The 25621-nt window shown below is 73.6% G+C and carries 26 protein-coding genes; 10 read left to right on the forward strand and 16 right to left on the reverse strand.

All coding sequences use genetic code 11. From position 1 onward, the window contains the following. The first annotated feature begins 35 nt into the window (after positions 1-35). Positions 36-1034, forward strand: coding sequence for a type I glyceraldehyde-3-phosphate dehydrogenase (gene gap / locus OG710_RS03895; protein WP_330238085.1), 999 nt, complete (start codon positions 36-38; stop codon positions 1032-1034). 199 nt (positions 1035-1233) lie between these two features. Beyond that, the gene (locus tag OG710_RS03900; RefSeq protein ID WP_443064314.1) at positions 1234-2715 is read left to right on the forward strand and encodes an FG-GAP-like repeat-containing protein; all 1482 of its coding nucleotides are present in this window, start codon (positions 1234-1236) and stop codon (positions 2713-2715) included. A 79-nt stretch (positions 2716-2794) separates the two neighbouring features. On the opposite strand, the gene OG710_RS03905 is transcribed toward OG710_RS03900, so the two are convergent. Beyond that, a complete protein-coding gene (locus OG710_RS03905) occupies positions 2795-3199 on the reverse strand; it encodes a DUF5997 family protein (protein ID WP_330238087.1) in 405 nt (134 codons plus the stop codon). A gap of 58 nt (positions 3200-3257) precedes the next feature. Here OG710_RS03905 and OG710_RS03910 point away from each other — a divergent pair, with 58 nt between their 5' ends. From OG710_RS03910 to OG710_RS03925, 4 genes are all read left to right on the forward strand, one after another. After that, positions 3258-4019, forward strand: a complete 762-nt coding sequence (locus OG710_RS03910; RefSeq protein ID WP_330238088.1) for a LysR family substrate-binding domain-containing protein — start codon at positions 3258-3260, stop codon at positions 4017-4019. 156 nt (positions 4020-4175) lie between these two features. Then, positions 4176-4688 carry a DinB family protein gene (locus tag OG710_RS03915; RefSeq protein WP_330238089.1) on the forward strand — a complete coding sequence of 171 codons (513 nt, stop codon included), beginning with the start codon at positions 4176-4178 and terminating at the stop codon, positions 4686-4688. Between the two features lie 87 nt (positions 4689-4775). After that, positions 4776-5273 (forward strand): peptidylprolyl isomerase, encoded by a 498-nt coding sequence (locus OG710_RS03920; RefSeq protein WP_111333824.1) that lies wholly within the window; start codon positions 4776-4778, stop codon positions 5271-5273. 172 nt (positions 5274-5445) lie between these two features. Then, positions 5446-6201: a Clp protease N-terminal domain-containing protein gene (locus tag OG710_RS03925; protein ID WP_330238090.1), complete on the forward strand. Its 756-nt coding sequence runs from the start codon at positions 5446-5448 to the stop codon at positions 6199-6201. A gap of 19 nt (positions 6202-6220) precedes the next feature. Here OG710_RS03925 and OG710_RS03930 read toward each other — a convergent pair whose 3' ends face one another. Together OG710_RS03930 and OG710_RS03935 are read right to left on the reverse strand one after the other, a co-directional pair. After that, positions 6221-6796 carry a histidine phosphatase family protein gene (locus OG710_RS03930; protein ID WP_111335755.1) on the reverse strand — a complete coding sequence of 192 codons (576 nt, stop codon included), beginning with the start codon at positions 6794-6796 and terminating at the stop codon, positions 6221-6223. Positions 6797-6868: 72 nt separating this feature from the next. Continuing rightward, positions 6869-8338 carry an aminotransferase-like domain-containing protein gene (locus OG710_RS03935; protein ID WP_330238091.1) on the reverse strand — a complete coding sequence of 490 codons (1470 nt, stop codon included), beginning with the start codon at positions 8336-8338 and terminating at the stop codon, positions 6869-6871. Between OG710_RS03935 and OG710_RS03940 the strand changes: the two genes are divergently transcribed. Both OG710_RS03940 and OG710_RS03945 read left to right on the forward strand, forming a co-directional pair. Next, the gene (locus tag OG710_RS03940) at positions 8337-9305 is read left to right on the forward strand and encodes a DMT family transporter (protein ID WP_330238092.1); all 969 of its coding nucleotides are present in this window, start codon (positions 8337-8339) and stop codon (positions 9303-9305) included. The genes OG710_RS03935 and OG710_RS03940 overlap by 2 nt on opposite strands. A gap of 50 nt (positions 9306-9355) precedes the next feature. Then, positions 9356-9571: a DUF1918 domain-containing protein gene (locus tag OG710_RS03945; protein WP_330238093.1), complete on the forward strand. Its 216-nt coding sequence runs from the start codon at positions 9356-9358 to the stop codon at positions 9569-9571. Here OG710_RS03945 and OG710_RS03950 read toward each other — a convergent pair. Further along, positions 9564-10853, reverse strand: coding sequence for a glycoside hydrolase family 10 protein (locus tag OG710_RS03950; RefSeq protein WP_443064216.1), 1290 nt, complete (start codon positions 10851-10853; stop codon positions 9564-9566). The genes OG710_RS03945 and OG710_RS03950 overlap by 8 nt on opposite strands. 211 nt (positions 10854-11064) lie before the next feature. Between OG710_RS03950 and OG710_RS03955 the strand changes: the two genes are divergently transcribed. After that, positions 11065-11925, forward strand: coding sequence for a 3-hydroxybutyryl-CoA dehydrogenase (locus tag OG710_RS03955; protein WP_330238095.1), 861 nt, complete (start codon positions 11065-11067; stop codon positions 11923-11925). 54 nt (positions 11926-11979) lie between these two features. Here the strand turns inward: OG710_RS03955 and OG710_RS03960 are convergent, their stop codons facing one another. The 9 genes from OG710_RS03960 to infC form a co-directional block, all read right to left on the reverse strand. Then, complete coding sequence (locus OG710_RS03960) at positions 11980-12510, reverse strand: NUDIX hydrolase (RefSeq protein ID WP_330238096.1); 531 nt, start codon at positions 12508-12510, stop codon at positions 11980-11982. Between the two features lie 49 nt (positions 12511-12559). After that, complete coding sequence (locus OG710_RS03965) at positions 12560-13909, reverse strand: transcriptional regulator (protein ID WP_330238097.1); 1350 nt, start codon at positions 13907-13909, stop codon at positions 12560-12562. A 307-nt stretch (positions 13910-14216) separates the two neighbouring features. After that, complete coding sequence (pheT, locus tag OG710_RS03970) at positions 14217-16766, reverse strand: phenylalanine--tRNA ligase subunit beta (protein ID WP_330238098.1); 2550 nt, start codon at positions 16764-16766, stop codon at positions 14217-14219. Beyond that, positions 16766-17893, reverse strand: coding sequence for a phenylalanine--tRNA ligase subunit alpha (gene pheS / locus OG710_RS03975; RefSeq protein ID WP_330238099.1), 1128 nt, complete (start codon positions 17891-17893; stop codon positions 16766-16768). The genes pheT and pheS overlap by 1 nt, the downstream gene beginning before the upstream one ends. A gap of 154 nt (positions 17894-18047) precedes the next feature. After that, on the reverse strand, positions 18048-19187 hold the full coding sequence (locus OG710_RS03980; protein WP_330238100.1) for a sensor histidine kinase: 1140 nt from the start codon (positions 19185-19187) through the stop codon (positions 18048-18050). A 124-nt stretch (positions 19188-19311) separates the two neighbouring features. Next, the gene (locus tag OG710_RS03985; protein WP_330238101.1) at positions 19312-20154 is read right to left on the reverse strand and encodes a TrmH family RNA methyltransferase; all 843 of its coding nucleotides are present in this window, start codon (positions 20152-20154) and stop codon (positions 19312-19314) included. Between the two features lie 157 nt (positions 20155-20311). Then, positions 20312-20695, reverse strand: a complete 384-nt coding sequence (gene rplT / locus OG710_RS03990) for a 50S ribosomal protein L20 (RefSeq protein ID WP_111333655.1) — start codon at positions 20693-20695, stop codon at positions 20312-20314. 107 nt (positions 20696-20802) lie between these two features. After that, positions 20803-20997, reverse strand: coding sequence for a 50S ribosomal protein L35 (gene rpmI / locus OG710_RS03995; RefSeq protein ID WP_018103793.1), 195 nt, complete (start codon positions 20995-20997; stop codon positions 20803-20805). A gap of 120 nt (positions 20998-21117) precedes the next feature. Beyond that, entirely contained in the window at positions 21118-21774 is a 657-nt protein-coding gene (infC, locus tag OG710_RS04000; protein WP_111333653.1) for a translation initiation factor IF-3, read from the reverse strand. A 386-nt stretch (positions 21775-22160) separates the two neighbouring features. Between infC and OG710_RS04005 the strand changes: the two genes are divergently transcribed. Continuing rightward, positions 22161-22523, forward strand: a complete 363-nt coding sequence (locus OG710_RS04005) for a DUF1844 domain-containing protein (RefSeq protein WP_111333651.1) — start codon at positions 22161-22163, stop codon at positions 22521-22523. Positions 22524-22592: 69 nt separating this feature from the next. Here the strand turns inward: OG710_RS04005 and OG710_RS04010 are convergent, their stop codons facing one another. Genes OG710_RS04010 through OG710_RS04020 form a run of 3 tightly spaced genes read right to left on the reverse strand, consistent with a single transcriptional unit; the run spans position 22593 to position 25485 of the window. Next, positions 22593-23321 carry an SseB family protein gene (locus OG710_RS04010; protein ID WP_330238102.1) on the reverse strand — a complete coding sequence of 243 codons (729 nt, stop codon included), beginning with the start codon at positions 23319-23321 and terminating at the stop codon, positions 22593-22595. A 35-nt stretch (positions 23322-23356) separates the two neighbouring features. After that, entirely contained in the window at positions 23357-24553 is a 1197-nt protein-coding gene (gene mycP, locus OG710_RS04015; protein WP_330238103.1) for a type VII secretion-associated serine protease mycosin, read from the reverse strand. After that, positions 24550-25485, reverse strand: a complete 936-nt coding sequence (locus OG710_RS04020; RefSeq protein WP_443064217.1) for a hypothetical protein — start codon at positions 25483-25485, stop codon at positions 24550-24552. The genes mycP and OG710_RS04020 overlap by 4 nt, the downstream gene beginning before the upstream one ends. Positions 25486-25621: the final 136 nt, after the last annotated feature.

Raw genomic sequence — 25621 nt, forward strand, 5'->3', positions numbered from 1 at the left:
GATCGTGGAGAGGGAAGAGAGAAGGGACACCTCACATGACTCGCATCGCCATCAACGGATTCGGCCGCATCGGACGCAACGTGCTGCGCGCGCTGCTCGAACGCGACACCGACCTCGACCTGGTCGCCGTCAACGACCTCGCGGACCCGGCGACCCTCGCCCGGCTGCTGGCGTTCGACACCACGGCCGGCCGGCTGGGCCGTCCGGTCACCGTGGACGGGGACACCCTCGTGGTCGACGGCCGGCGCATCAAGGTGCTCGCCGAGCGGGAGCCCGCGCGGCTGCCCTGGGCCGAGCTGGGCGTGGACATCGCCGTGGAGGCGACCGGCCGCTTCACCTCGGCGAAGGCCGCCCGCGCCCACATCGACGCCGGTGCGAAGCGCGTCCTGGTCGCCGCGCCCTCGGACGGCGCCGATGTGACCCTGGCGTACGGCGTGAACAGCGACGCGTACGACCCCGAGCTGCACACGGTCGTCTCGAACGCCTCCTGCACCACCAACGCGCTCGCGCCGCTGGCCGCCGTCCTCGACGACCTCGCGGGCATCGAGCACGGCTTCATGACGACCGTGCACGCCTACACGCAGGAGCAGAACCTCCAGGACGGGCCGCACCGCGACGCGCGCCGCGCCCGCGCCGCCGGGGTGAACATCGTGCCGACCACGACCGGTGCCGCCAAGGCGATCGGCCTGGTGCTCCCCCGGCTGGACGGCAAGCTGTCCGGTGACTCCATCCGGGTGCCGGTGCCGGTGGGCTCGATCGTGGAGCTGAACACCACCGTGGCCCGCGATGTGACGCGCGATCAGGTGCTGGAGGCGTACCGGGCGGCGGCCGCGGGCCCGCTGGCGGGCGTGCTGGAGTACTCCGATGACCCGCTGGTGTCGGCCGACATCACCGGCAACCCGGCCTCCTCCATCTTCGACTCGGAGCTGACCCGCGTGGACGGCCGCCACATCAAGGTGTCCGCCTGGTACGACAACGAGTGGGGCTTCTCCAACCGGGTGATCGACACCCTGACCCTGCTGGCCGGCCGCTAGGACGAGCGCGGGGGCGGCCGAGGGGGCGGGCGCCCACCCGTCCCCGCCGGCCCCGACTCCCGTGTCCACACGCCGAGTTCACCTTCCGTTCGCGGTGCAACCTTCTTCCCGTCGCACGTGTCTCCTATGCGAGCCCTCACACCTCGTACGCCATGGCTCCACGTACGCGATCAAGGAGAATTTTGTGGGCATCCGCACCATGCTGGCCGTGGCCGTGTGTGCCGCCACGGCGCTGTCCGGCGGCACGGCCGTCGCGGCGCCGGGCAACGCACCCGCGGACACGGCCGGGAGCACGGCGGGCACCACCACCGTGCGGGAGGACTTCAACGGGGACGGCTATCAGGACGTGGTCGTCGGTGCCACCGCGGCGGCGGTGAACGGTCAGCCGTACGCCGGTTACCTCACCATCGCGTACGGCTCCGCCGACGGTCTGGGCACGGCGCGCACGACGACCATCGACCAGACCACGCCGGGTGTGCCGGGCGACCCGGCCGAAGGCAGTCTCTTCGGTTTCCGTCTCGTCCCCGCCGACCTCGACCACGACGGTCTGACGGACCTCGCGGTGTACACGAACGAATCGCTCCCGGAGTTGAACAACTGGGGTTCCGTCGTCGTGCTGTGGGGCCGCACCGGCGGCATCACGGGCGAGGGCGCGGTACGCATCCCCGGTCCGGAGTCCGGCGACATGGGGAACAACCTCATCGCTGGTGACTTCAACGGCGACGGCGACACCGACCTGATGATGGCGCACGGCTGGGGCGACGGCAGCCTCGAACAACGCAGTGTGCTGTACGGACCGTTCAACCGGGCCGGGGAGCCGGCCCGCGAGCAGCGGGTGACCATGTTCTCCTCGGACAACTTCATGTCCGATCCGGCCGTGGGCGACTTCAACGGCGACGGCATCGACGACCTGTGCACCTTCTACTCCTGGGAGGAGCACTCCGAGGGCGGCCAGGTGTGGCTGGGCACCCCGGACGGCCTGTCCACCACCTCCACCTCGCTGCCCTCCGGCGCATCCCCCACGGTCGGCGACTTCGACCGGGACGGCAAGGACGACCTCGCCGTACGGGTGGTGCCGAACGGTATCTACGAGGACTTCCCCACGGACCCCGGCACGGTGAAGATCTACTACGGCACGGCGTCCGGCCTGGGCACGAAGCGGACCGCGACGATCACCCAGGACACCGCGGGCGTTCCGGGTGTCAGCGAGAAGGGTGACCAGTTCGGGGCCCGGCTATCCGCGGGCGACGTCACCGGCGACGGCTACGACGACCTGGCGGTGGGCGTGCCGTTCGAGGCGCTGGGGTCCAAGGCGGGCGCGGGAGCGGTGGTGCTGCTGAAGGGCGGCCCCGGCGGCCTCACCGGCACCGGCGCGAAGTCGTTCCACCAGGACACCACGGGCGTACCGGGTGTGGCCGAGACCGGTGACCACTTCGGCGGCTCGGTGCGGCTGCTGGACATCGACGGGGACGGCAGGGCGGACCTGACGGCCGGCGCCCCCGACGAGAACCTGGAGGCGATCGCGGACGGCGGCGCGGTGTGGTCGCTGCGCGGCACCGCGTCCGGGCTGACCGCGACCGGCGCGTATGCGTTCAACCCGGTGGACCTGGGCGCGCTCGTGAAGAAGGCCCGGTTCGGCCTGAACCTGGGCGGCGACAACGGGGCGGGGCTGTACAGCTGAGCCGTAGCGGGTGTGCGACAACGCCCTGGGGCCCGTTCCGCCGTCGCGGAACGGGCCCCTCACGCAGGGTCGCGGGTGCTCAGGAGTGGGCGTCGCGCGCCTTGGCCTCGCGCTCGGCGTTGCGCTCCTTGATGCGGATGTTCTCCTTGCGGACGTCCGCCTGGGTGGCGCGCTCCTTGCGGAGCCACTCGGGGTTGTCCTCCTTGAGCGCGTCGATCTGCTCGGTGGTCAGGGGCTCGGTGATCCCGCCCCGGGCCAGGCCGGAGATGGAGACGCCCAGCTTGGAGGCGACGACCGGGCGCGGGTGCGGGCCGTTGTTCCGCAGGTCGCGCAGCCACGGGGGCGGGTCGGCCTGGAGGGCGGCCAGCTCGGCGCGCGAGACGGCACTCTCCCGGAACTCCTCGGGGGTGGCGTCGAGGTACACGCCCAGCTTCTTCGCCGCGGTCGCGGGCTTCATCGTCTGGGCGCTCTGGTGGGACTTCATGAGGTCAAGGGTATCCAGCGCGTGCGGCGCCCTCGACCACGGCCGGTAATCTGGCGGGGTGACAGGCCCGGAAGCAACCCCTTCGTTCCGGCTGGCGTACGTCCCCGGAGTGACCCCCACCAAGTGGGTGCGGATCTGGAACGAGCGCCTGCCCGGCATTCCCCTGACCCTCGTCCAGGTAACGGCCGCCGAGGCCCAGGACCTGCTGCGCGCGGGCGAGGCCGACGCGGGGTTCCTCCGGCTGCCGGTCGCGGGCACCGATCTCAGCGCGATCCCGCTGTACACGGAGACGACGGTCGTCGTGGTGCCCAAGGACCATGTGATCGCGGCGGTGGACGAGCTGTCCGTCGCCGAGCTGGCCGACGAGATCGTGCTGCACCCGCTGGACGACTCGCTGGTCTGGGAGCGGCTGCCCGGCCGTCCCGCGGTCGAGCGGCCGGCCACCACGGCGGACGCCGTCGAGCTGGTCGCGGCGGGCATCGGGGTGCTCGTCGTCCCGCAGTCGCTGGCCCGGCTGCACCACCGCAAGGACCTCACGTACCGGCCGCTGACGGACGCGCCCGAGTCGCGCGTGGCGCTGTCGTGGCCGCAGGAGAAGACCACCGACCAGGTGGAGGACTTCATCGGCATCGTCCGGGGCCGGACGGTGAACAGCTCGCGCGGCCGCGCGGGGACGCCCCCGGCCCAGCCGAAGACCAAGTCCAAGGACAAGGCCAAGGACAAGGCCAAGGGCTCGGGCCGTTCCGGCGGGGCCAAGGGGACGCGCGGCGCCAAGGGCGGCGCGGCCCCGAAGCGCGGCAGGCCGCGACGCAGGCCATGAGGACGCGGGCCGGGCGCACGGCGCGGTGACCGGCGAGGCACGGTGCCGCAGGCCGGCGGGGCACGGGGCGGTACGCCGGCGAGGCACGGGCCGGGGCGGTACGCCGGCGGGCGGCCGGAGCGCGGTTGTCGCAGGCTCCTGGCAGCATCGGTGACCATGACACACACCGAACGCCCCATGCCGCCCCTCGACGCCGACGAACGCACCGGCCTGGAGAGCTGGCTCGACTTCTACCGGGCCACGGTCGCCCTGAAATGCGAGGGCCTCACCGACGAGCAGGCGCGCAGCGCCTCCGTACCGCCGTCGTCGCTGACGCTGATGGGGCTGGTGCAGCATCTCGCCGAGGTCGAGCGGAACTGGTTCCGCCGGGTCCTGACCGGCGAGGACGTCCCGCCGGTGCACGGCGGGCCGGATCGCCCCGAAGGCCACGACGGGGGCTTCGAGCTCGCCCCGGACGCCGGGTTCGCCGGGGCGCGGGCCGCCTGGCAGGAGGAGATCGCGGTGTCCCGCGCGGTGTGCGCCGAGCGGTCGCTGGAGGACTCGGCGCCGTTCATGGGCGGTGAGGTGAACCTCCGCTGGATCTACCACCACATGATCGGCGAGTACGCCCGGCACAGCGGTCACGCCGATCTGCTCCGGGAGCGGATCGACGGCGTCACCGGCGTCTGAGCCGCCGGGGCGCCAGGTGCCGGAAGGGACCGGGCCGAGGAAGGGGTGGGCGTCGGGGAACATCCGTGCGGATGTCAGGATGGTTGTATGACGAGCCAGGTTTACTTCGACATCACCATCAACGACGAGCCCGCCGGGCGGATCGTCTTCGATCTGTTCGACGACATCGTTCCCAAGACCGCCGAGAACTTCCGCCAGCTGGCGACCGGCCAGAACGGCTTCGGTTACAAGGGTTCCTCCTTCCACCGGGTCATCCCCGAGTTCATGCTCCAGGGCGGCGACTTCACCCGCGGTGACGGCACCGGCGGCAAGAGCATCTACGGCGAGAAGTTCGCCGACGAGAACTTCCAGCTGAAGCACACCAAGCCCGGCCAGCTCTCCATGGCCAACGCCGGCCGGAACACGAATGGGTCGCAGTTCTTCATCACGACCATCGTGACCTCGTGGCTGGACGGCAAGCACGTCGTCTTCGGCGAGGTCGCCGACGAGACGAGCATGGCCCTGGTGAAGCGGATCGAGTCCTTCGGCTCGCAGAGCGGCCGCACCTCGGCGAAGATCACCATCGCCGACTCCGGGGTCCTCTGATTCCGAGCCCCCGTCCGCCAGTTCCCGGCTGACCGGAAGCGCCGCCCGACACCTCGCGTCGGGCGGCGCTTTCGTCGTTCCCGGGGGCGCACGGGAGGTGCGGAACGGCGCGCGACCCACCGAGTGTCAACTTTCAGTTGACACCTCGCGACTGTCAACTTACGGTTGACACATGACGAATCCCGTAGTTCCCACGACACCCGTGCGTCTCGACGACCTGATCGCGGCCATCAAGAAGGTGCACACCGACGCCCTGGACCAGCTCCAGGACGCCGTCATCGCCGCCGACCACCTCGGCGACGTCGCCGACCACCTGATCGGCCACTTCGTCGACCAGGCGCGCCGCTCCGGCGCCTCCTGGACCGACATCGGCAGGAGCATGGGCGTGACCCGCCAGGCGGCCCAGAAGCGCTTCGTCGCCAAGGACCCCGGCGACGGCACCGCGCTCGACCCCAGCCAGGGCTTCGGGCGCTTCACCCAGCGCGCCAAGAACGTGGTGATGGCGGCGCAGAACGAGGCGCGGGCGGCCGGCAACACCGAGATCGGCACCGAGCACCTGGTCCTGGGCCTGCTCAGCGAGCCCGAGGCACTGGCGGCGGCCTTCATCAAGGCGCAGGGCGTGGTCCTGGACGCCGTCCGGCAGGCGGCGACCCAGGCGCTGCCCCCGGCATCGGACGGCGAGATCCCCGAGCTGATCCCGTACAACGCCGACGCACGCAAGGCGCTGGAGCTGACCTTCCGCGAGGCCCTGCGCATGGGGCACAACTACATCGGCACCGAGCACATCCTGCTGGCCCTCATGGAGCACGAGGACGGCTCGGGCGTCCTCAGCGGCCTCGGCCTCGACAAGGCGGCCGCCGAGCAGGCCATCGCCGAGGCGCTGTCCGTCCTCACGGCAGGCAGGGAGAACCCCGAGAACAAGGGCTGACCGGCTCCCGCCTCGCCGCTCAGCGCGTCCCGGTCTCCAGGCGCAGACTCCAGCGGCGCGGCAGCCCGGTCAGGGTGACGGTGGACAGCGGGCCGACGTCCACGTTCCAGTACGAGGACGGCGGAGCCTTCAGCGCGTAGACGAGGGCGGCCCGGACGACGGCCGGTTCCGCGACGGCGACGATGGAGCCGTCGCAGGCCGGCCGGGTGTCCAGCCAGCCGCCGATCCGGGCGATGAAGGCGAGCAGCGGTTCGCCGCCGTGCGGGGCCGCGCGCGGGTCGGCCAGCCAGGCGTCCACGGCGGCCGGTTCGCGGGCGGTGACATCGGCGAGGGTGCGGCCGCGCCAGCGGCCCATGTCGCAGTCGCGGAGGGCCGGCTGGACCAGCGGATGGAAGCCGAGCGCCTCGCCGGTGGCGCGGCTGCGCGGGGTCGGCGAGCAGTAGCGCAGTTCCGCTGCGCCCAGGGACATCAGGGCCGGGTCCGCGAACCGGAGGGCGTAGCGGCCCGCCTCGTCGAGCGGCCGGTCGTCGTCGAAGCGCTCGGCGAGCAGGGACGAGCTGCGGGCCGCGGCGACGAGCGAGACGCGAACACTCATGGGCGCGATCGTGCGACCGATCGCCGCCCCGGTCAAGAGTGCTGTCGCACACCCGTACGGTTCGGTGGGCCGTCAGTCGCCGGGCGGTACGGCGGCCGGGGTCTCCCGCCAGGCCGTACGCAGCCGGCGTACGCCCTCCGCGAGCTCGGCCGGTCCGGCGACGGAGGCGAAACTCAGCCGGATGTGCGGGGCCGGGGGCTCGGCGCCGAAGTACGGCCGGCCCGGTGCGACGGCGACTCCGGCGCGCAGGGCCGCCTGGACCATGGCGGACTCGTCCGTCCGGCCGGCCTCGGAGCCGGGCAGGCTCAGCCAGAGGTAGCCGCCGCCCGCCGGGATGTGCGGCAGTCCCAGGCCGGGCAGGGCCTCGCGCAGCGCCGCCGTCATCGCCGTGCACCGGGCCCCGAGTTCGGCGGCCACCGACCGCAGATGCCGGCCCCAGGCGGGCGAGCCGACCAGTTCGAGCGCGGTCTCCTGGAGCGGCCGGGGTACGAAGAAGCTGTCCACGAGCTGGATGGCCCGCAGCCGTTCCATGGCCGGGCCCCGGGCCGCGAGGGCGCCGACGCGCAGGCTGGGCGAGGCGGCCTTGGTGAGCGAGCGGGTGTGCACGACGACGCCGTCCGGGTCGTCGGCGGCCAGCGGCCGGGGCAGCGGGCCGGCGTCGTCGTGGGCGAGGAAGCGGGCGAAGTCGTCCTCGACGACGAAGGCGCCGGCCTGCCGGGCGATCCGGACGACCTCGGGGCGCCGGGCCGCGGACAGCACGGTGCCGGTGGGGTTCTGGAAGAGCGGCTGGCAGACGAGGACGCGGGCTCCGGTGGCGTCGAAGGCGGCGGTGAGCAGGTCGGGGCGGACGCCCTCGTGGTCCATGGGGACGGGCACGGGCCGCAGTCCGGTGGCGCGCGCGGCCGCCAGCATGCCCGGGTAGGTGGGCGACTCGACGAGCACCGGGGCGCCGGGCGGGGCGAGCGCCCGCAGCGCGGTGGCCAGGGCGCTCTGCCCGCCCGCGGTGATCAGCACGTCGGCGGCGCCGTGCGCGGGGCCGATGCCCCGCGCGAACCAGGCGCGCAGTTCGGTGAGCCCGTCCAGGGGCGGCCGGCTCCAGGCGCCGGGGCGGCGGCCGGCCCGGCCCAGCGCGGCGGCCAGGGCCCGTTCGGGCTGGAGCGAGGCGTGCAGATAGCCCCCGTTGAATTCGATGACCCCGGTGGGCGGGGCGGCGAGGCTGGCCAGCAGGCCGGAGGCGTCCACGCTGCGGGGCACCTCCGTGGACGCGCCGTCGCCGCTGAGCGAGACCTCCTGCCAGGAGGTGTCCCCGGCCGGGGGCGCCGTCCGCGGGGCCGGGCTCGCGCGGAAGGCGCCGGCGCCGGGGCGGGTGACGACGAGCCCTTCGGCGGCGAGCTGGGCGACGGCCCGCGACACGGTGACGGGGCTGGCCCGGAAGCGCTCGACGAGGGCCCGGCTGGACGGCAGCTTCTCGCCCGGCGAGTAGCGGTCTACCTCGGCGCGCAGAGCTGCGGCCAACTCCCCCACACTGCTACGCTCATTCATGAGAGCAGAGGATAGCGCTACTACTGCGCGCACGATAGCGGTCGAGCCCGTCGGCACCGGCGCGCGGCGCCCCGCCCCGGACACGTTCCCGGCCCGTCCGGCGGCCCGGCGGGGCACCCTGCTCGCGCTGCTGGGCGTGGTGACCTTCTCGCTCACCTTCCCGTCCACGGTGTGGGGGCTGGAGAGCTTCGGCCCCTGGTCGCTGGTGGCGCTGCGCAGCCTGCTGGCGGCGGTGATCGCGGGCGGATTCCTGCTGGCGGGCCGGGTGCGGGTGCCGGCGCGTGAGCACTGGGCGGGGCTCGCGGTGGTGGCGGGCGGTGTGGTGGTCGGCTTCCCGCTGCTGACGACGCTGGCGCTGCGGACCTCGACGACCGCGCACGCCGCGGTGGTCGTCGGGCTGCTCCCGCTGACCACGGCCGTGCTGTCCTCGCTGCGGACCGGGGCGCGCCCGCCCCGTGCCTTCTGGGCGGCGGCGGTGGCCGGGGCGGCCGTGGTGATCGCGTTCACCCTGGCGCGCGGCGGCGGGGCGTTGTCCGGCGGGGACCTGTTCCTGTTCGGGGCGCTGCTGGCGTGCGCGGCCGGGTACACTGAGGGCGGCCGGCTGGCGAAGGTCATGCCGGGCTGGCAGGTGACCGGCTGGGCGCTGCTGCTGACCGTGCCGCTGATGTCGGCGGGGGCGGCCGTGGCGCTGGCGTACGAGCCGGTCCGGCCGACCGTGCACGGGATCGTGGGGCTGGTGTGGGTGGCGGCCGTGTCGACCTTCCTGGGTCTCTACGTCTGGTACCGGGGGATGGCCGAGATCGGGGTGCCCCGCGCCAGCCAGCTCCAGCTCGCGCAGCCGCTGCTGACCCTGTTCTGGTCGTACTTCCTGCTGGGCGAGCGGGTCGCGGCGGCGGCCCCGGTGGCGGCGGTCGCGGTACTGGTCTGCATCGCGCTCACCCAGCGCGCCGGCCGTACCCGGTCATAGACTGGTGCCACGGCACGGCACCGCACGCCACCCGGAGGAGGTCACTCCCGATGGAGGCACACACGGGCGACCGGCTGCTGACGCACGGCAGGACCGTGGGTCAGCACGACCGGGTCGCGGAGATCGTCGAAGTGCTCGGGGAACGGGGCGCTCCCCCGTACCGCGTCCGTTTCGAGGACGGACACGAACATCTGCTCGCACCGGGTCCGGACACCGTCGTCGAGCACACGGGCTGCGCGTCCGGCAAGGACCCGGACATCACCTGACGCCGCCCGGCGGCCTGGCACGCGACCGGTAGTGGTCGGCGACCAGCCGGTCCATGGCGCCGATCCGGTCCGCGGCCACGCTCTTCGCGGAGAAGTACACGTGGCCGCGGACCTGGTCGTACCGGGCCGCGAAGTCGAGGTGCCGGGAGAGTTCGGCCGGGTCCTGCCAGGCTTCCGGCTGGGCCGGGTCGCCGCACTTGTACAGGGCCTCGCCGATGAACAGGTCGACGCCCGTGCCGCGCACGGTCTCGGACCACCAGGGCACGAGCGCGGCGTAGTCGGCGGCCGGGTTGCCGATGTGCCAGTACAGCTGCGGGACGACGTAGTCGATCCAGCCGTTCCTGATCCACCCTCGGGTGTCGGCGTACAGGTCGTCGTACGTCTGCACCCCGGCCCTGGTCGGTGAGCCCGCCGGGTCCGTGGCGGCGTTGCGCCAGACGCCGAAGGGGCTGATGCCGAACCGGACGCCGGGTTTCAGCGCGGTGAGCCGTTCGGCCGTCTCGCGCACCAGCCGGTCCGTGTTGTCGCGGCGCCAGGCGGCCCGGTCGGGGAAGTCCGCGCCGTACTCCGTGTAGGCGGCGTCGTCCGCGAAATCCTGCCCGGCCACCGGGTACGGATAGAAGTAGTCGTCCCAGTGCACGGCGTCGACGTCGTACCGGCGGACCGCGTCGAACATCGCGTCCTGGACGAAGGAGCGGACCTCGGGCAGTCCGGGGTTGTAGTAGAGCCGCCCGCCGTAGGGCACCACCCAGCCGGGGTTCCGGCGGGCCGGGTGGGAGGCGGCCAGCCGGGCGGGGTCGGTGTGGTTGGCGACCCGGTACGGGTTGAACCAGGCGTGCAGTTCGAGGCCCCGGTCGTGCGCCTCGCGGACGGCGGTGCCCAGCGGGTCCCAGCCGGGGTCCTTGCCCTGGGTGCCGGTCAGGCACGCGGCCCACGGCTCGTACGGCGAGGGCCACAGCGCGTCGGCGGACGGGCGGACCTGGAGGAACACCGCGTTAAGCCGCCGGTCCACGGCCTCGTCCAGCCGGGCGGCCAGCTCGTCGCGCTGCGCGGCGGCGGACAGGCCGGGCCGCGAGGGCCAGTCCGTGTTGGCGACGGTCGCCAGCCACATGCCGCGCAGCTCGCGGCGCACCATGTCCCGCTCACCGGCCGGGCCGGGCAGGGCCGCCCGCCCCCGGCCCGGCCGCGCGGCGGCGTCACCGGCCACCGAGGCCGCTCCCACCACCCCGGCGACCGTCCCGGCCGCACCGGTCACGAACCCTCTTCGGGCCACTCCTCGCATCGCGTCGCACCCGCTCTCTCTCCACGCACGTCCCCCCGCCCCGTATCTTCGTAGTACTGCCGGGCACGGAGGATGTCCTGTGCCGAGCATGCACGCCCCGGCCTGCCGTTCCCGGTAGGGCGCGGAGTAACGTCGGGGAGTCGTGGTGGAGCCCGGAACCAGACGGAAGCCGCCGAACGGGAACAGCGAAAGGCACGAGGTGACGGACTCTATGGCCGACATTGCACGCGTCGGAGTGGTGGGCTGCGGCCAGATGGGCGCGGGCATCGCGGAGGTGTGCGCCCGCAGCGGCCTCGACGTCAAGGTGGCCGAGACGACCGGCGAGGCGCTGGAGATCGGCCGCACCCGGCTCCACAACTCTTTGTCCAAGGCCGCCCAGCGGGGCAAGATCACCGCCGAGGAGCGGGACGAGACCCTGGGCCGGCTGAGCTTCACGACGGACCTCGGCGAGTTCGCCGACCGTGACCTCGTCATCGAGGCCGTCGTGGAGAACGAGCAGGTCAAGACCGAGATCTTCCAGGTGCTCGACCAGGTGGTGACCCGCCCGGACGCGATCCTGGCGTCCAACACCTCCTCGATCCCGCTGGTGAAGCTGGCCGTCGCGACCTCCCGCCCGGACCAGGTCATCGGCATCCACTTCTTCAACCCGGCGCCGGTGCAGAAGCTCGTCGAGCTGATCCCCGCGCTGACCACGTCGGACGAGACGGTCAAGCGCTCGGAGGCCGTGGTCCAGGACATACTGGGCAAGCACCCGATCCGCGCCCAGGACCGCTCGGGCTTCGTCGTCAACGCCCTGCTGATCCCGTACCTGCTCTCCGCGATCCGGATGTTCGAGTCGGGCATCGCCAGCCGCGAGGACATCGACAACGGCATGGAGATGGGCTGCGCCCACCCGATGGGCCCGCTCAAGCTGGCGGACCTCATCGGCCTGGACACCGTCGCCTCGGTCGCCGACTCGATGTACGCCGAGTACAAGGAGCCGCTGTACGCCGCTCCCCCGCTGCTCCAGCGCATGGTGGACGCGGGCCGGCTCGGCCGCAAGACGGGCTCGGGCTTCTACCCGTACGCCTGACGGCCTGCCGCCGGTACGTGCGGGGGCCGCGGTCCCCGCACGTACCGGCGCGGCTCAGCCGAGCCGTAAGTGGTGCAGCATCATCAGTCCGGCCGCCATGCCCGCGGCCGGGACCTCGCCGCGGCCGATCAGGTCCGGGACCAGTTTCAGCGGTATCCACGCGCGGCGCGAGGACTCGAAGGCGTCGCACGGCTCGCCCGTCCACTCCGCCTCCTCGCCCCAGTAGAAGTGGTGCCGGGCGTCGCTGAGGCCGTTGGACGGCTCCACGGTCAGCAGCGGGCGCAGCGGGCCGGGCCGCCAGCCGGTCTCCTCCTCCATCTCGCGCGCCGCCGCCCGCACCGGCGGTTCGCCGTCCTCCACGACGCCGGCCGCCAGTTCCCAGCCCCAGCTTCCGGTGATGAAGCGGTGCCGCCACAGCAGCAGCGCCTCATTGGCCTCGTTGACGACGGTGGCCGCCGCCACCGGGCGCTGCCGGATGACGTAGTGGTCGAGCCGGGCGCCGTCCGGCAGCTCGACATCGGCCAGATTGACCCGGAACCAGCGGTTCTCATACACGGGTTGCTCATTCAGGTTCGTCCACTGCACGGTTCTGCCACCTTCTGTTCGTAGGTGGCGGTATCGCAGCAGATGGCGCTCACAGCGGTACGCGCAGGGCCTCCGCCACGCGTTCGGCGGCCCGCTCCGCCTCGGCGCTCCCGCTGGCCAGCAGCTCGGCACGGACCGCCCGCAGCCGGTCGCGCAGCCGCCGCGACTCCATGCCCAGGGCCCGGTCCGCCATCTCCGTCGCGGTGGCCGCCGCCCGGTCCGCCTCGCCCCGGCGCAGCTCGACCGCGGTGAGGACGGCCAGCCGGTGGACCCGGCCCCGGTCGTGCGCGGGCGTGCGCACCGCCGCCACCGCGTGCCTGCGGGCGGCCGGCAGGTCCCCGAGGTTCAGCAGCGCTTCCGCCACCTGGACGTCCACCAGGCCCGGCTGGACGTAACCCGTCTCGTCCGGCTCGCGGCCCGGCCGGATGCGCGCGGCCTCCGACTCGGCGCGGCCGATGCAGTCCAGCGCGCTCGCCCGGTCCCCGAGCCGGGCGTACGCCTTGGCCTGCATCGCGTGCAGATCGGCGGCGAGCGCGGGGGTGATCTCGTGCCCGGCCGTCCGCAGGGCCGCCTGTGCGAAGGCGACGGACTGGCGGTACTCGGCGAGGAACAGCGACTGGTTGACCAGGAGCGCGATCACATAGCCGCCGAACCCGCGGTCACCGCTGGCCTTGGCCAGGCGCAGCGCCTGGTGGAAGTAGCGCTGGGCCAGGCCGTGCGCGTCGGAGTCGTAGGCGCAGATGCCCGCCACGGCCACCAGCGCGCCCGTCGTGCGGTGCAGTTGACGGCCCGTCGCATCGCTGTAGCCGCCGCGCAGCAGCGGGGCCGCGCCGGTGTTGAGGAAGCCGACGACGCGGGGGCGGGTCGCGATCCCGCCCGTCCTGCGGTACATCAGTTCGTAATGGTCGCGGGCGGCCCGCAGAGTTGACATGTCGGCGGCGCCGACGCGGGCCGGGCCGCCGCGCGACACATCGCCGTCCTCCGGCGGGTTCTCCCATTCCCAGACCGGCATCACGGCCGTGGTCCCGGTGACGGCCGGGGCGGCGACGACATACGGGCGCTGCCGGGCGTCCGAGCGCCATACGGCGGTGGCCCGCTCGACGAAGTGGGTGAGCGAGGAGTCCCCGGCGGGCGCGTGGGCGTCGGGCAGCGCCATCCCGATGTCGTCCAGGGAGACCGTCCGGCGCAGTCTGGCGCCGAGCACCTCGCAGATCAGGTCCGGCACCTGGCCGCGCGGCCGCTGGCCCTTCAACCAGCGGGCGACGGCGGTGTGTTCGTAGCGCAGGGACAGCCCGCGCGCCCGGCCGGCCCGGTTCACCCGGCCGGCCAGTCCGGCTCGGGAGACGCCCGCCTCCTCGATCAGGGCCTCCAGCGCGGTGTTGGGCTCCCTTGCCGCCATGTCCCCTCCGGTGGTTCGGCACGCCTGGACGTGTCGCCCCAGTGGAGCACGATTCACACGGGGTGTGAACGCAATGCCCGAACCGTCCCGTCGCGCACGCTGCCGGACGGGCCGGGGGCTCGCTTGAATGGATGCCTCGCCGGACGCGGACGGGTCGTCCGCTCCCCCTCGTACAGCGGGGTGGCCCGTATCCGCGCGATCCTCCCCGCCGGCCTGCCCGACACTCCACGGCGGGGGCGGACGGGGCGAGCACACAGGAGGGGCGTATCCGGTGGCCGGATACGCCCCTCCTTCACGCGATGCGGGACTACGCCCCGCGCAGGACCGCGCCCGTACGCTCGGCGGCCAGGGCCACCGCCGCGTCACGGGCGGCGCTCGCCTCGTCCACCGTCAGCGTGCGGTCGGCGGCGCGGAAGCGCAGCGCGTACGCCAGGGACTTGCTGCCCTCGCCGATCTGCTCGCCGGTGAAGACGTCGAACAGCCGCAGCGACTCCAGGAGTTCGCCCGCGCCCTCGCGCAGCGCCCGCTCCACGTCGGCGGCGGGCACGTCCTGGCCGACGACCAGGGCGACGTCCTGGGTGGCGACCGGGAAGGCGGAGATCCGCGGGGCCCGCAGGACGCCGTCCGCGGCCTGCTCCAGGATGTCGAGGTCAACCTCCATGGCGCAGGTGCGCTCGGGCAGGTGCAGCTCCTTGACGACGCGCGGGTGCAGCTCGCCCGCGTGTCCGAACAGGGTCTCCTCGCCGTCGACCGTCACGAACAGCGCGGCGCAGCGGCCGGGGTGCCACGGCGCGTGCCGGTCGGCCCGCACCGTCACCTCGACGCCCGCCTCGCGGGCGATGGTACGCGCCGCCTCGACGGAGTCCGCCCAGTCGGCGGGGCGGCCCTTGCCCCACCAGCCGGCCTGCTCGCGGGCGCCGGCGAGGACGACGGCGGCGCGGCGCGGCTGGCGCGGCAGTGCGGCGTCGAGCGAGGCGATCTCCTCGTCCGAGGGGCGCCGGTCGACGGGCAGCCGGAAGGGCTTGGTCTCCTGGCCGGTGAGTGGGGTCTCCCCTGCTCGAACGGAGTTGAGAGCTTGGGGAAGGAAGACGAGGCCGGTTTCGAAGAGGGCGAGGTCGTGGCTGCCGCGTCCGTCGTTGCGCCGCAGTGCGCCGAGGAGGCCCGGCAGCAGCGTGGTGCGCAGCGAGGGCTCCTCGTCGGAGAGCGGGTTGACGAGCTTCACCGTGCGGCGGCGGGCGTCGTCCGCGTCCAGGCCGAGCTGGTCGAGGACGGTTTCGCCGATGAACGGGTAGCTCAGCGCCTCGACGTAGCCCGCGCCCGCGAGGGCCCGGCCGACGCGGCGGTGCAGCCGCTGGCGGTCGGTGAGGCCGCGGCCGGAGGGCGGGGTCGGCAGCGTGGAGGGCAGGTTCTCGTAGCCCTCCAGGCGGATGACCTCTTCGGCCAGGTCGTTGGGCTCGGTGAGGTCGGGGCGCCAGGACGGCGTGGTGACCAGGAGCTCGTCCTGCCCGTAGACGTCGCAGCCGACCTCCTGGAGGCGGCGGACGACGGTCTCGCGGCCGTAGGAGACACCGGCGACCTTGTCGGGGTGGTCGGCCGGCATCGTGATGGTGCGGGGCGCGGAGGGGGCGGTGACCTCGGTGACGCCCGCCTCGGCGGTGCCGCCGGCGAGCAGGACCAGCAGGTCCACGGTGCGCTGGGCGGCCGCGGCGGCGGCCTGCGGGTCCACGCCGCGCTCGAAGCGCTTGGACGCCTCGGAGGGCAGCTTGTGGCGGCGGGCGGTGCGGGCGATCGAGATCGCGTCGAAGTGCGCGGCCTCGATGACGACCTCGGAGGTGTGCGCACCCTCGGCCGCGTCGGCGATCTCCGTGTCGGCGCCGCCCATGACGCCCGCGAGGCCGATGGGGCCGCGGTTGTCGGTGATGACGAGGTCGCCGGAGTCCAGGACGCGCACGGCGCCGTCGAGCGTGGTGAGCTTCTCGCCCCTCTCGGCGCGGCGCACCCCGATCGGGCCGTCGATGCGGGTCCGGTCGTAGGCGTGCAGCGGCTGGCCGAGTTCGAGCATCACGTAGTTGGTGACGTCGACGGCGAGCGAGATGGGCCGCATGCCCGCCTTCTGGAGCCGGCGCTGCATCCAGATCGGGGTACGGGCCTCGGGCTGGAGCCCGACGACCGTGCGCGCGGTGAAGCGGGAGCAGCCGATCGGGTCGGCGACCTCGACCGGGTAGCCGTACGCGTTGGGCGCGGGCACGTCCAGCAGGGCCGGGTCGCGCAGCGGCAGGCCGTAGGCGGTGGCGGCCTCGCGGGCGACGCCGCGCATCGACAGGCAGTAGCCGCGGTCGGGCGTGACGGCGATGTCCAGGACCTCGTCGACGAGTTCAAGCAGCTCGATGGCGTCGGTGCCGACCTCGTGCTCCGGGGGGAGCACGATGATGCCGTGCGTGCCGTCGTCGCCCATGCCCAGCTCGTCGGACGAGCAGATCATGCCGTGCGAGGTCTTGCCGTACGTCTTGCGGGCGGCGATCGCGAAGTCGCCGGGGAGCACGGCGCCGGGCAGGACCACGACGACCTTGTCGCCCACGGAGAAGTTGCGGGCGCCGCAGACGATCTCCTGCGGCTCGCCGGTGCCGTTGGCGGTGCCGACGTCGACGGTGCAGAAGCGGATCGGCTTCTTGAAGCCCTCCAGCTCCTCGATGGTCAGCACCTGTCCGACGACCAGGGGGCCGGTGAGGCCGGCGCCGGTCCGCTCGACCGTCTCGACCTCCAGGCCCACGGCGACGAGCTTGGCCTGCACGTCGCGGCCGGTCTCGGTGGCCGGCAGGTCGACGTATTCCCGCAGCCAGGAAAGCGGGACGCGCATCAGATCTCCATCCCGAAGGGCCGGGTGAACCGGACGTCACCTTCGACCATGTCTCGCATGTCTTCGACGTTGTGGCGGAACATCAGCATTCGTTCGATGCCGAACCCGAAGGCGAATCCGCTGTACTTCCGGGGGTCGACGCCGCAGGCGGTGAGCACCTTGGGGTTGACCATGCCGCAGCCGCCGAGCTCGATCCAGCCCTCGCTGCCGCAGGTGCGGCAGGGGTGGTCCGGGTTGCCGACGGAGGCGCCGCGGCACACGTAGCAGACCATGTCCATCTCGGCGGACGGCTCGGTGAACGGGAAGAAGTTGGGCCGCAGCCGGGTCTTCATGTCCGCGCCGAAGAGCGCCTGGACCATGTGGTCGAGGGTGCCCTTGAGGTCGGCCATGGTCAGGCCCTCGTCGACGGCGAGCAGCTCGATCTGGTGGAAGACCGGGGTGTGCGTGGCGTCCAGCTCGTCGGTGCGGTAGACGCGGCCGGGGCAGACGACGTAGACGGGAGGCTCGCGGTCGAGCAGGGTTCGGGCCTGGACCGGCGAGGTGTGCGTGCGCAGGACGACACCGGACTCGTCGTTCTTCGCGCCGTCGGCGCCCTCGACGAAGAAGGTGTCCTGCATCTGCCGGGCCGGGTGGTCCGGCACGAAGTTCAGGGCGTCGAAGTTGAACCACTCCGCCTCGGCCTCGGGGCCCTCGGCGATCTCGTAGCCCATGGCCACGAAGACGTCGGCGACGCGCTCCATGAAGGTCGTCAGCGGGTGGCGGGCGCCGGCCGGGGTGCGGTCGTAGGGCAGCGTGACGTCCACCGCCTCCTCGACCAGCACGCGGGCGTCCCGCTCGGCCTCCAGTTCCGTCTGGCGGGCGGCGAGGGCGCGGCCCACGGCGGCGCGGGCCTGGCCGACGCGCTTGCCGGCCTCGGCCTTGGCCTGCGGGGGCAGTGCGCCGATCTCGCGGTTGGCCAGCGACAGGGGCGAGGTGCCACCGGTGTGCGCGGTCTTCGCCTGGGCGAGCGCTTCGAGGTCGCCCGCGGCGGCGAAGGCGGCGAGCGCCTCGTCCCGGATGCGCTCGATCTCTTCCGGTTTCAGTGCCTCGACCTCGACTGGGTCGTACGACTTGTTCGGTGCCGACATCTCTTCCCGTACTTCCGATTGGCTGAGTGCTGCGTTTGCCGGGGGACATTCCCGGACCCCCGTGACCTCGCTCGAAGACCGGAGGACGCAAAGGTGCCAAGGATCGAGTCTAAGGGTCGCGGGGCGGGTGGGGCGCCCGTGGGCCGCTCGGGCCTCAGCTGAGATAGGCCGGCGTGCTCACGGGCAGCATAAATCGGAACTCCGCGCCGCCTCCGGGGCCGCGCCCGACCGTGATGGTGCCGCCGTGGGCCTCGACGATGCCCTTGACGATGTAGAGGCCCAGGCCCGTGCCGCCGCGCTTGCTGCCCCGCCAGAAACGGGTGAAGACGCGGCCCATCGACTCCTCGGGGATGCCGGGTCCTTCGTCGCTCACGGTGACGGCCGCTCCCCTCTCGTCGCTCTTCGCCGGTGCGGGTGCCACATCGATGGTGACAGTTCCCTCACCGTGCCGCACCGCGTTTTCCAGCAGGTTGCCCAGGACCTGGTCGACCTTGTCCGGGTCGGCCCAGACGGCGGGCAGCGGCTGGCAGGTGCGGAGGAGGAAGCGGCCGGGGTCCTGGCCCGCGGCGGTGTGCGCCTGGACGTGGCGTTCGACGGCGGCGGACAGGTCCACGGGCTGGCGGCGCAGCTCCAGGCGTCCGGAGTCGATCCGGGAGATGTCCAGGAGTTCGGTGATGAGGCGGGTGACCCGGTTGGAGTCCGCGTACACCGTCTCCAGCATGAGGCGCTTCTGGTCGTCGGTGAACCGCTCCCACTTGGCGAGCAGCGTCGCCGTGAAGCCCTTGACCGAGGTCAGCGGGGAGCGCAGTTCGTGGGCGACGGTCGCGATCAGTTCGGCGTGGCTGCGCTCGGAGCGGCGGCGGGCCTCGGTGCCGCGCAGGCTGATCACCAGTCGGCGGAGCGGTCCGGTGGGCGTCTCGCGGACGTAGCGGGCGGAGACCAGGACCTCGCGGACGCCGGGCAGCAGCAGGTTGCGCTCGGGCTGGGCGACGCGGGTCGCGAGGCCGCCGTAGGGGTCGGTCAGCTCCCACCAGCGGCGGCCCTTGAGGTCCTCCAGCGGCAGTACCTGTTCCACGGGGCGGCCGAGGGCGTCGGCGGCGGCGACGCCGGTGATCCGGACGGCGGCGGCGTTGAAGCAGATGACCCGGCCCGACTCGTCCGCGACGACGAGCCCGTCGGGCAGGTCGTCCGGGTGCAGCCCGAGGCCGTCCGCGACGGCGAGGCCGTCCGGTTCGCCGGTGGCGCGCACGACGGCGGCGTGCGCCGCGCGCGGCCCGCTCATGCCGACTACCATTCCGGACCCCACCTCTCGAACCAATGCAGTGGGCCTGCCCCCGAGTTGGCCACCCTACTAGTCGCCGGTGACGCAGCGACACCCTACGGGGGCTCTCCGTCGAAGCGGGAGCGCGCGGACGGGGTCAGCCGGTGGCGCGGCGGGGGCGCTGGGCGCGCGCGGAGGCGTACAGGCAGACCGCGGCGGCGGTCGCCAGGTTGAGGCTCTCCGCCTTGCCGTGGATCGGCACCCGGACCACGGCGTCGGCCAGGGCGCGGGTCTCCTCGGGCAGGCCCCACGCCTCGTTGCCGAAGACCCAGGCGGTGGGCCCGCCCATGGTGCCGGCGTCGAGTTCGTCGTCGAGGTCGTCGCTGCCCGCGCCGTCGGCGGCCAGGATGCGCACGCCCGCCTCGCGCAGCCCGCGCACGGCCTGCTCGACGGGGACGCCCACGGCGACCGGCAGGTGGAAGAGCGAGCCGACCGAGGCGCGTACCGACTTGGGGTTGTACAGGTCCACGGAGGCGTCGGTGAGGACGACCGCGTCGGCGCCCGCCGCGTCGGCGCAGCGCAGGACGGTGCCGGCGTTGCCGGGGTCGCGGACGTGGGCGAGGACGGCGACCAGCCGGGGCCGGGCGGCGAGGATCGACTCGAAGGGCGAGTCGAGGAAGCGGCAGACCCCGATGAGGCCCTGCGGGGTGACGGTCTGGGAGACGTCGGCCAGGACGTCGGCGCCGGCGAGGTGGACCCGGGCGCCGGCCGCGAGGGCGGCGTCGACGATCGGCGCGTAGCGCTCGGCTGCCTCGGCGGTGGCGAAGAGTTCGAGGAGGGTCGGTTCGCCGTCCGCGCCCCGGTGCCCGGCGGCCTCGCGCACGGCCTGCGGCCCCTCGGCGATGAACCTGCGCTCCTTGCCGCGGAAGTTGCGCCTGGCCAGCCGCCGGGCGGCGGCGACCCGCGGCGAACGCGGGGAGATCAGTTCGGGGGTGCCCATGTCGGCGAGGAGCCTCTCTGCGTGACGAAGGTCCGGTGTCGTGCCGCGCCCCGGCGGTGGCACGCCGGACCGGCCCGGCGAGGGGGCGCAACGCACCGGACCCGCAGACGGCGGGCGCCTGCGGGTCCGGCGGGAATGCCTGGAAGAGCGGCCTGGGTCAGGCGGCCTTCGGGGCGTTGACGTCGCTCGGGAGGGCCTTCTGAGCGGCCTCGACGAGGGCGGCGAACGCGTTGGCGTCGTTGACCGCGAGCTCGGCCAGGATCTTGCGGTCCACCTCGATGTTGGCGGCCTTGAGACCCTGGATGAGGCGGTTGTACGTCATGCCGTTCTGGCGGGCGGCCGCGTTGATGCGCTGGATCCAGAGCTGACGGAAGTCGCCCTTGCGCTTCTTGCGGTCGTTGTAGTTGTAGACCAGGGAGTGGGTGACCTGCTCCTTGGCCTTGCGGTACAGGCGCGAACGCTGACCGCGGTAGCCGCTGGCCTGCTCGAGGATCGCCCGGCGCTTCTTGTGGGCGTTGACTGCCCGCTTGACGCGTGCCACTTGTTAACTCCTTGTAGCGGGGCCGTGGTCGTACTCACACGGCCCGGAAACGATTGGGTCCCGGTCGGATGGAGGGCGTGTCCCCGGACTCACCGGGGACCGCGGCCTCACTTGCCGAGAAGCTTCTTGACCTTCTTGGCGTCGGCCGGAGCCGCGACGACCGTACCGGTCAGCGAACGCGTCTTCTTGGACGACTTGTGCTCGAGCAGGTGGCGCTTGCCGGCCCTCTCGCGCAGCACCTTGCCGGAGCCGGTGATCTTGAAGCGCTTGCTGGCACCGCTGTGCGTCTTGTTCTTCGGCATCGCGCCGTTCTCTCCTCGTCAGTGGCGCCCCTCTCGGTGCGGGCACCGGAACGCAGGGGCGTCAGATCTTCATGGGCTTCCGGGGGGTTCCGGGGGTGCCTGGATGGCATCCCCCGGAGGTCACGCCTCGGAAGGGGTCTCGGCCTCGGCCTCGGGCGCCGCCTCGGGCGCCTTCGCCGCGGGCTCGGCGTCGGGGGTGTTGTTCCCCTGGCGCTCCGCCTTGCGGGCGGCCTGGGCCTCGCGGGCCTCGGCCATGGCTTCGGTCTTCTTCTTGTGCGGGCCCAGAACCATGATCATGTTCCGGCCGTCCTGCTTCGGGTTGGACTCGATGAAGCCGAGTTCCTCCACGTCCGAAGCGAGCCGCTGGAGCAGCCGGAAGCCCAGCTCGGGGCGGGACTGCTCACGACCGCGGAACATGATCGTGATCTTGACCTTGTCGCCCTGCTTGAGGAACCGGACGACGTGACCCTTCTTGGTGTCATAGTCGTGCGGGTCGATCTTCGGCCGGAGCTTCATCTCCTTGATGACCGTGTGCGCCTGGTTCTTGCGCGCCTCACGGGCCTTCATGGCCGACTCGTACTTGAACTTCCCGTAGTCCATGAGCTTGCACACGGGCGGACGGGCGGTAGCCGCCACCTCGACCAGGTCGAGGTCGTACTCCTGTGCGAGTTCCAGGGCCTTGGCAAGCGGCACGATCCCGACCTGCTCGCCACTGGGACCGACAAGTCGTACCTCGGGCACGCGAATCCGGTCGTTGATGCGGGGCTCGGCGCTGATGGATCCTCCTCGGTAGCACCACGCGACCGCCTGGCGGACAGCCGCGTAACGTCTGTTTCAGACAGACCAACCGTGCCGGGACAACAAAAATGCCCCGGACGGGACACAGGCGGGGCTCCTGAAAAACCGGAACACCGCCACGGCGTACCGCGGGGCGCATCGGGCGGCTCCATCGTCCGTACGGAACGATGGGCACCACCTGACCGGTGACCCGCCGTCCCCAGGACGGCCAGGTGGGAGAACGGAGCCTCCACTTGTGGGCCGGGCACATAGCTGCCCAGCCGGTCGTTACACAAGGTTAGCAGCTCGGCCGGGCGGGCACCAACCCGGTGGCGCGGCCGCTCCCGCGCACGGAGGGCCGCTTCCGTGGGCCTATCGTAAGACGCATGAGTGACGCGACCCCCAGCAGTACTTCCCCCGGCTTCGACGAGATGGCCCGCGACATCGCGGAGGTGCCCGCCGTCGAGGTGATCGTGACGGTCGCCGTCAACCTGATGAGCGCCGCCGCCGTCAAGCTCGGCCTGACCGAGGACGGCGACGACCACAAGGACCTGGACGAGGCCCGCAAGCTGGTCCACGCGCTGGCCGGCCTGCTGGACGCGAGCACCACGGAGATCAGCTCGTTCCACGCCGCCCCGCTGCGCGACGGCCTCAAGTCCCTCCAGCTGGCCTTCCGCGAGGCCTCGCTCGTCCCGGACGAGCCGGGCCACGGTCCGGGCGAGAAGTACACCGGCCCGGTCTTCGGCTGAAACCCGGCCCTCGGCTGAGGCCCGCCTCCCCCACCGCCCTCGCCGCCCCCGGCGGGCCCCCGTCCGCGCTCAGCGCGTGAACAGCGGCTCGCCGGGGGCGGCCGCGTCCGCGGGCAGCAGCGCGAGGTCCAGGCCGCGGACCAGCCGGGCGCGCAGCACCTCGTGGGCGGCCAGCGACCGGGCGACGCGGCCGACCGCCGCCGCCGGGTCGGCGTCCGCCGCCAGGACCAGGGCCAGGGTGCCGTCGGCGCTGCCGGGGCCGAGATGGGCGCGGAGCACGGCGGGCTCGGCGGCGACCGCCTCGCGCACCGCCGCGGTGACGGCCGGGTCGTCGAGCGGGTCCGCGCTGGTACGGCCCTCGGCGAGGGCGCGCAGGGCGGCCCCGGTCAGCTCGAAGGCCACCGGTCCGGCGAGGTCCAGTACGACGGTGTCGGCCTTCTCGTGCGCGGCGGCCTGCAGCGCCTGGTGCAGCGGTACGGCGACGGGGCGGGCCTGCGGGTCCCAGCGGGCCAGTGATGCGGTGGAGGTGAAGGCGGGCAGCGCGCACCGGTCGCCGGCCCGGAGGGTGGGCACCGCCATGTCGCTGGTCTTCTCGCGGCGCAGCCCGTTCTCGTCCTCCTCCACCTCGCCGAGCACGGCGACCACGGGCACCAGGAGCCGGGCGCCGCTGAGGGCTTCGAGGACCGGTGCGACCGCGCTGCGGTCCGCGGACCAGGCGGCGAGCGCCGAGGCCAGGGCGGGGTCGGCGGTGCCGTCGTCGTCGGAGTAACCGGGGTCCGGGATGTTCTTCTGCGCCACGGGTCGAGCCTAGTGCCCCCGCGCTCGCGTCCGGCTCAGCGGGTCCGGCCCCGCAGCGGGCGGCCGTCGCGGGTGCGCCAGAGCAGCGCGCCCGCCGCGAGCAGCAGTACCCCGAGGCCGACGGCCGCCGGGGCGAGCCGGCCGGCCGGGCCGTCGTCGCCGGGTTCGGGCGTGGGACCGGTGCCGAAGTACCGCTTGCGGTAGCCGGCCGGGGCGGAGTCGCCGGGCGCGTCGGCGGCGCGCAGCCGGCCGCCCGCCTCGATGGCCGCGGCCGGGTCCACGATCCCGTAGCCGCGCGCGTCGTCGCGGCCGCCGGCCGGGGCGTCGCGGGCGGTGTCGGTGAGGAGCTTCTTGATCTGCGCGGGCGAGAGGCCGGGGTGCGCGGACCTGACGAGGGCGACCGCGCCGGAGACGAACGCGGCGGCGGCCGAGGTGCCCCACTCCACGTAGTACTTGCGGTCGGGCGCCGGGACGACGATGTCGTCGCCGGGGGCGCTGACGGTGGCGTACCAGCGTCGGGTGGAGAACGAGGCGTGGGTGCCGTACCGGTCGACGGCCGTGGCGGCGATCACCCCCGGATAGGCGGCGGGGTACGAGATGTGGTCGCCCTTCTCGCCCCCGTTGCCGGCCGAGGCGACGACCACGGCGCCCTTGGTCAGCGCGTACTGGACGGCGGCGTCCTCGCCGGGTTCGGGGTGCGCGGACTCGCTGTCGTCGCCGAGGGAGAGGTTGATGACGTCGGCGCCGTGGTCGGCGGCCCAGCGGATGCCGTCCGCGAGCGCGGTGCCACGGGTCTTGCGGGCCTTGGCGCGGGCCGGGTCGCTCGCTTCGAGGATGACCCGGACGGGCAGGATCTTGGCCTCGGGCGCGATGCCGAGCACGCCGTCGGCACGGCCGCTGCCGTGGCCCCGGCCCGCGATGATCCCGGCCATGGCGGTGCCGTGCCGGGCCCACGCCTTGTCGCCGCGCCCCGCGCCGAAGCCGATGAGGTCCTTGCCGGGCAGGACCTGGCCGGCCAGGTCGGGCAGGCTGCCGTCCACACCGGTGTCCACGACGGCGACGGTGACGCCCTTGCCGCGCGTGGTCTCCCAGGCCCGGTCGGTGTGCAGGGCGGTCAGGCCCCACTGCTGGGCCCGGATGGTGTCCGCGCCGGCGGGGCCGGCGGGCAGCAGGGCGAGGGCCGTGGCCGCGCAGAGAGCGCCGAGGAGGCGGTGGCGGGCGCGACGGGTCATTGCGGCTGCTCCGTGAGGTCGGCGATCCGGGTGCGCAGCCCGCGCTCGACGCGGTCGGCCAGGCCCTTGGCCTCGTGGCCGAGCCCGGCCTGCGCGGCGGCGGTCGTGGCGCCTTCGGCCACGGCCTGTTCGGCGGGCTGGGGCGGGGTGCTCGCGCGGCCGTCCGCGAAGCCGGAGACGGCGAAGGCGACGACGGGCAGTCCGGTCAGCACCCGCACGGTCCAGCTGGCGCGCTGCCGGGCGCCGAACGCGGCCGCCGGGCTGTCGGGGACCGGGTAGGCGCGGGGCAGCAGATCGGTGCGGCGGTCGAGGCGCTCGCCGGCGAACCGGGTGCTCAGGGCGCGCATCGCCTCGGCGTCGGCCTCGGTGAACACGAGGCCCACGGTGGTGACGCTGCTGGCCGTGGCGTCGGTGTAGGTGGCGCGCAGGACGCGGGCGCAGCCGACCGTGCGCAGGGTCTTGGCGAGCAGCGGGTCGAGCGCGGTGGCGCAGCCGCTGTCCGGGGCGACGGCGAGCCGCGTCCAGACCCGGTCGGCGCCGCCGGGTCCGGCGCCGTCGCCGTCGAGGGTGCGGGGGAAGAGGCTGTCCACGGGGATGCTGTGCCAGGCCTCCCGGCCCACGGTGTACGCGCTGCGGGCAGCGGGTTCGTCCGCGCCGCCGGTGAGCCAGCTGCCGGTGGCGGCCCCGCCGATCAGCCCGAGGCCGAGGACCGCGCAGATTCCGGCGGCGGCGGCCCGGTACGCCCGCCGGTCCCGGAACGGGGCGGGGCCCGCGCCGGGGCGGGGCGGGGCGACGGGCGGTGGCCAGCCCGCCTGCGGGGGCGGGGGCGGTGGGCCGGCGTCGTGCGGGTGCGGCGGGGGTGGCGGCTGGGAGGGGCGCGGCGGGGTGGTCGGGCGGGGCGGCAGAGGGGCGCGCTGCGCTTCGGTACTCATGCGTCCCCCTGATCCGTTCCGTACCGCGCGCGGTCCCCGCTCGCCGCGTGCGCGCCACTCTACGGGCTGCGGTGCTCCGGGTGGGAGCGGGCCGCCGGGGCACCGGCGGATCTGCACGGATCTTCCCCCTACCCAT

This window comes from Streptomyces sp. NBC_00525 (assembly GCF_036346595.1).
Taxonomy (GTDB): domain Bacteria; phylum Actinomycetota; class Actinomycetes; order Streptomycetales; family Streptomycetaceae; genus Streptomyces.

What these genes read in the sequence shown, in the direction of transcription:
- OG710_RS03965 (WP_330238097.1), bottom strand. Translation starts at nt 13,909, where the DNA reads ATGGCGGCAAGGGAGCCCAACACCGCGCTGGAGGCCCTGATCGAGGAG.
- OG710_RS03915 (WP_330238089.1), top strand. Translation starts at nt 4,176, where the DNA reads ATGACACACACCGAACGCCCCATGCCGCCCCTCGACGCCGACGAACGC.
- OG710_RS03925 (WP_330238090.1), top strand. Translation starts at nt 5,446, where the DNA reads ATGACGAATCCCGTAGTTCCCACGACACCCGTGCGTCTCGACGACCTG.
- OG710_RS03935 (WP_330238091.1), bottom strand. Translation starts at nt 8,338, where the DNA reads ATGAATGAGCGTAGCAGTGTGGGGGAGTTGGCCGCAGCTCTGCGCGCC.
- OG710_RS03950 (WP_443064216.1), bottom strand. Translation starts at nt 10,853, where the DNA reads ATGCGAGGAGTGGCCCGAAGAGGGTTCGTGACCGGTGCGGCCGGGACG.
- OG710_RS03980 (WP_330238100.1), bottom strand. Translation starts at nt 19,187, where the DNA reads ATGGTAGTCGGCATGAGCGGGCCGCGCGCGGCGCACGCCGCCGTCGTG.
- gap (WP_330238085.1), top strand. Translation starts at nt 36, where the DNA reads ATGACTCGCATCGCCATCAACGGATTCGGCCGCATCGGACGCAACGTG.
- pheT (WP_330238098.1), bottom strand. Translation starts at nt 16,766, where the DNA reads ATGCGCGTCCCGCTTTCCTGGCTGCGGGAATACGTCGACCTGCCGGCC.
- OG710_RS04005 (WP_111333651.1), top strand. Translation starts at nt 22,161, where the DNA reads ATGAGTGACGCGACCCCCAGCAGTACTTCCCCCGGCTTCGACGAGATG.
- pheS (WP_330238099.1), bottom strand. Translation starts at nt 17,893, where the DNA reads ATGTCGGCACCGAACAAGTCGTACGACCCAGTCGAGGTCGAGGCACTG.
- rpmI (WP_018103793.1), bottom strand. Translation starts at nt 20,997, where the DNA reads ATGCCGAAGAACAAGACGCACAGCGGTGCCAGCAAGCGCTTCAAGATC.
- OG710_RS03930 (WP_111335755.1), bottom strand. Translation starts at nt 6,796, where the DNA reads ATGAGTGTTCGCGTCTCGCTCGTCGCCGCGGCCCGCAGCTCGTCCCTG.
- OG710_RS03985 (WP_330238101.1), bottom strand. Translation starts at nt 20,154, where the DNA reads ATGGGCACCCCCGAACTGATCTCCCCGCGTTCGCCGCGGGTCGCCGCC.
- OG710_RS03900 (WP_443064314.1), top strand. Translation starts at nt 1,234, where the DNA reads ATGCTGGCCGTGGCCGTGTGTGCCGCCACGGCGCTGTCCGGCGGCACG.
- OG710_RS04020 (WP_443064217.1), bottom strand. Translation starts at nt 25,485, where the DNA reads ATGAGTACCGAAGCGCAGCGCGCCCCTCTGCCGCCCCGCCCGACCACC.
- OG710_RS03945 (WP_330238093.1), top strand. Translation starts at nt 9,356, where the DNA reads ATGGAGGCACACACGGGCGACCGGCTGCTGACGCACGGCAGGACCGTG.
- mycP (WP_330238103.1), bottom strand. Translation starts at nt 24,553, where the DNA reads ATGACCCGTCGCGCCCGCCACCGCCTCCTCGGCGCTCTCTGCGCGGCC.
- OG710_RS03940 (WP_330238092.1), top strand. Translation starts at nt 8,337, where the DNA reads ATGAGAGCAGAGGATAGCGCTACTACTGCGCGCACGATAGCGGTCGAG.
- OG710_RS03905 (WP_330238087.1), bottom strand. Translation starts at nt 3,199, where the DNA reads ATGAAGTCCCACCAGAGCGCCCAGACGATGAAGCCCGCGACCGCGGCG.
- OG710_RS03920 (WP_111333824.1), top strand. Translation starts at nt 4,776, where the DNA reads ATGACGAGCCAGGTTTACTTCGACATCACCATCAACGACGAGCCCGCC.
- OG710_RS03955 (WP_330238095.1), top strand. Translation starts at nt 11,065, where the DNA reads ATGGCCGACATTGCACGCGTCGGAGTGGTGGGCTGCGGCCAGATGGGC.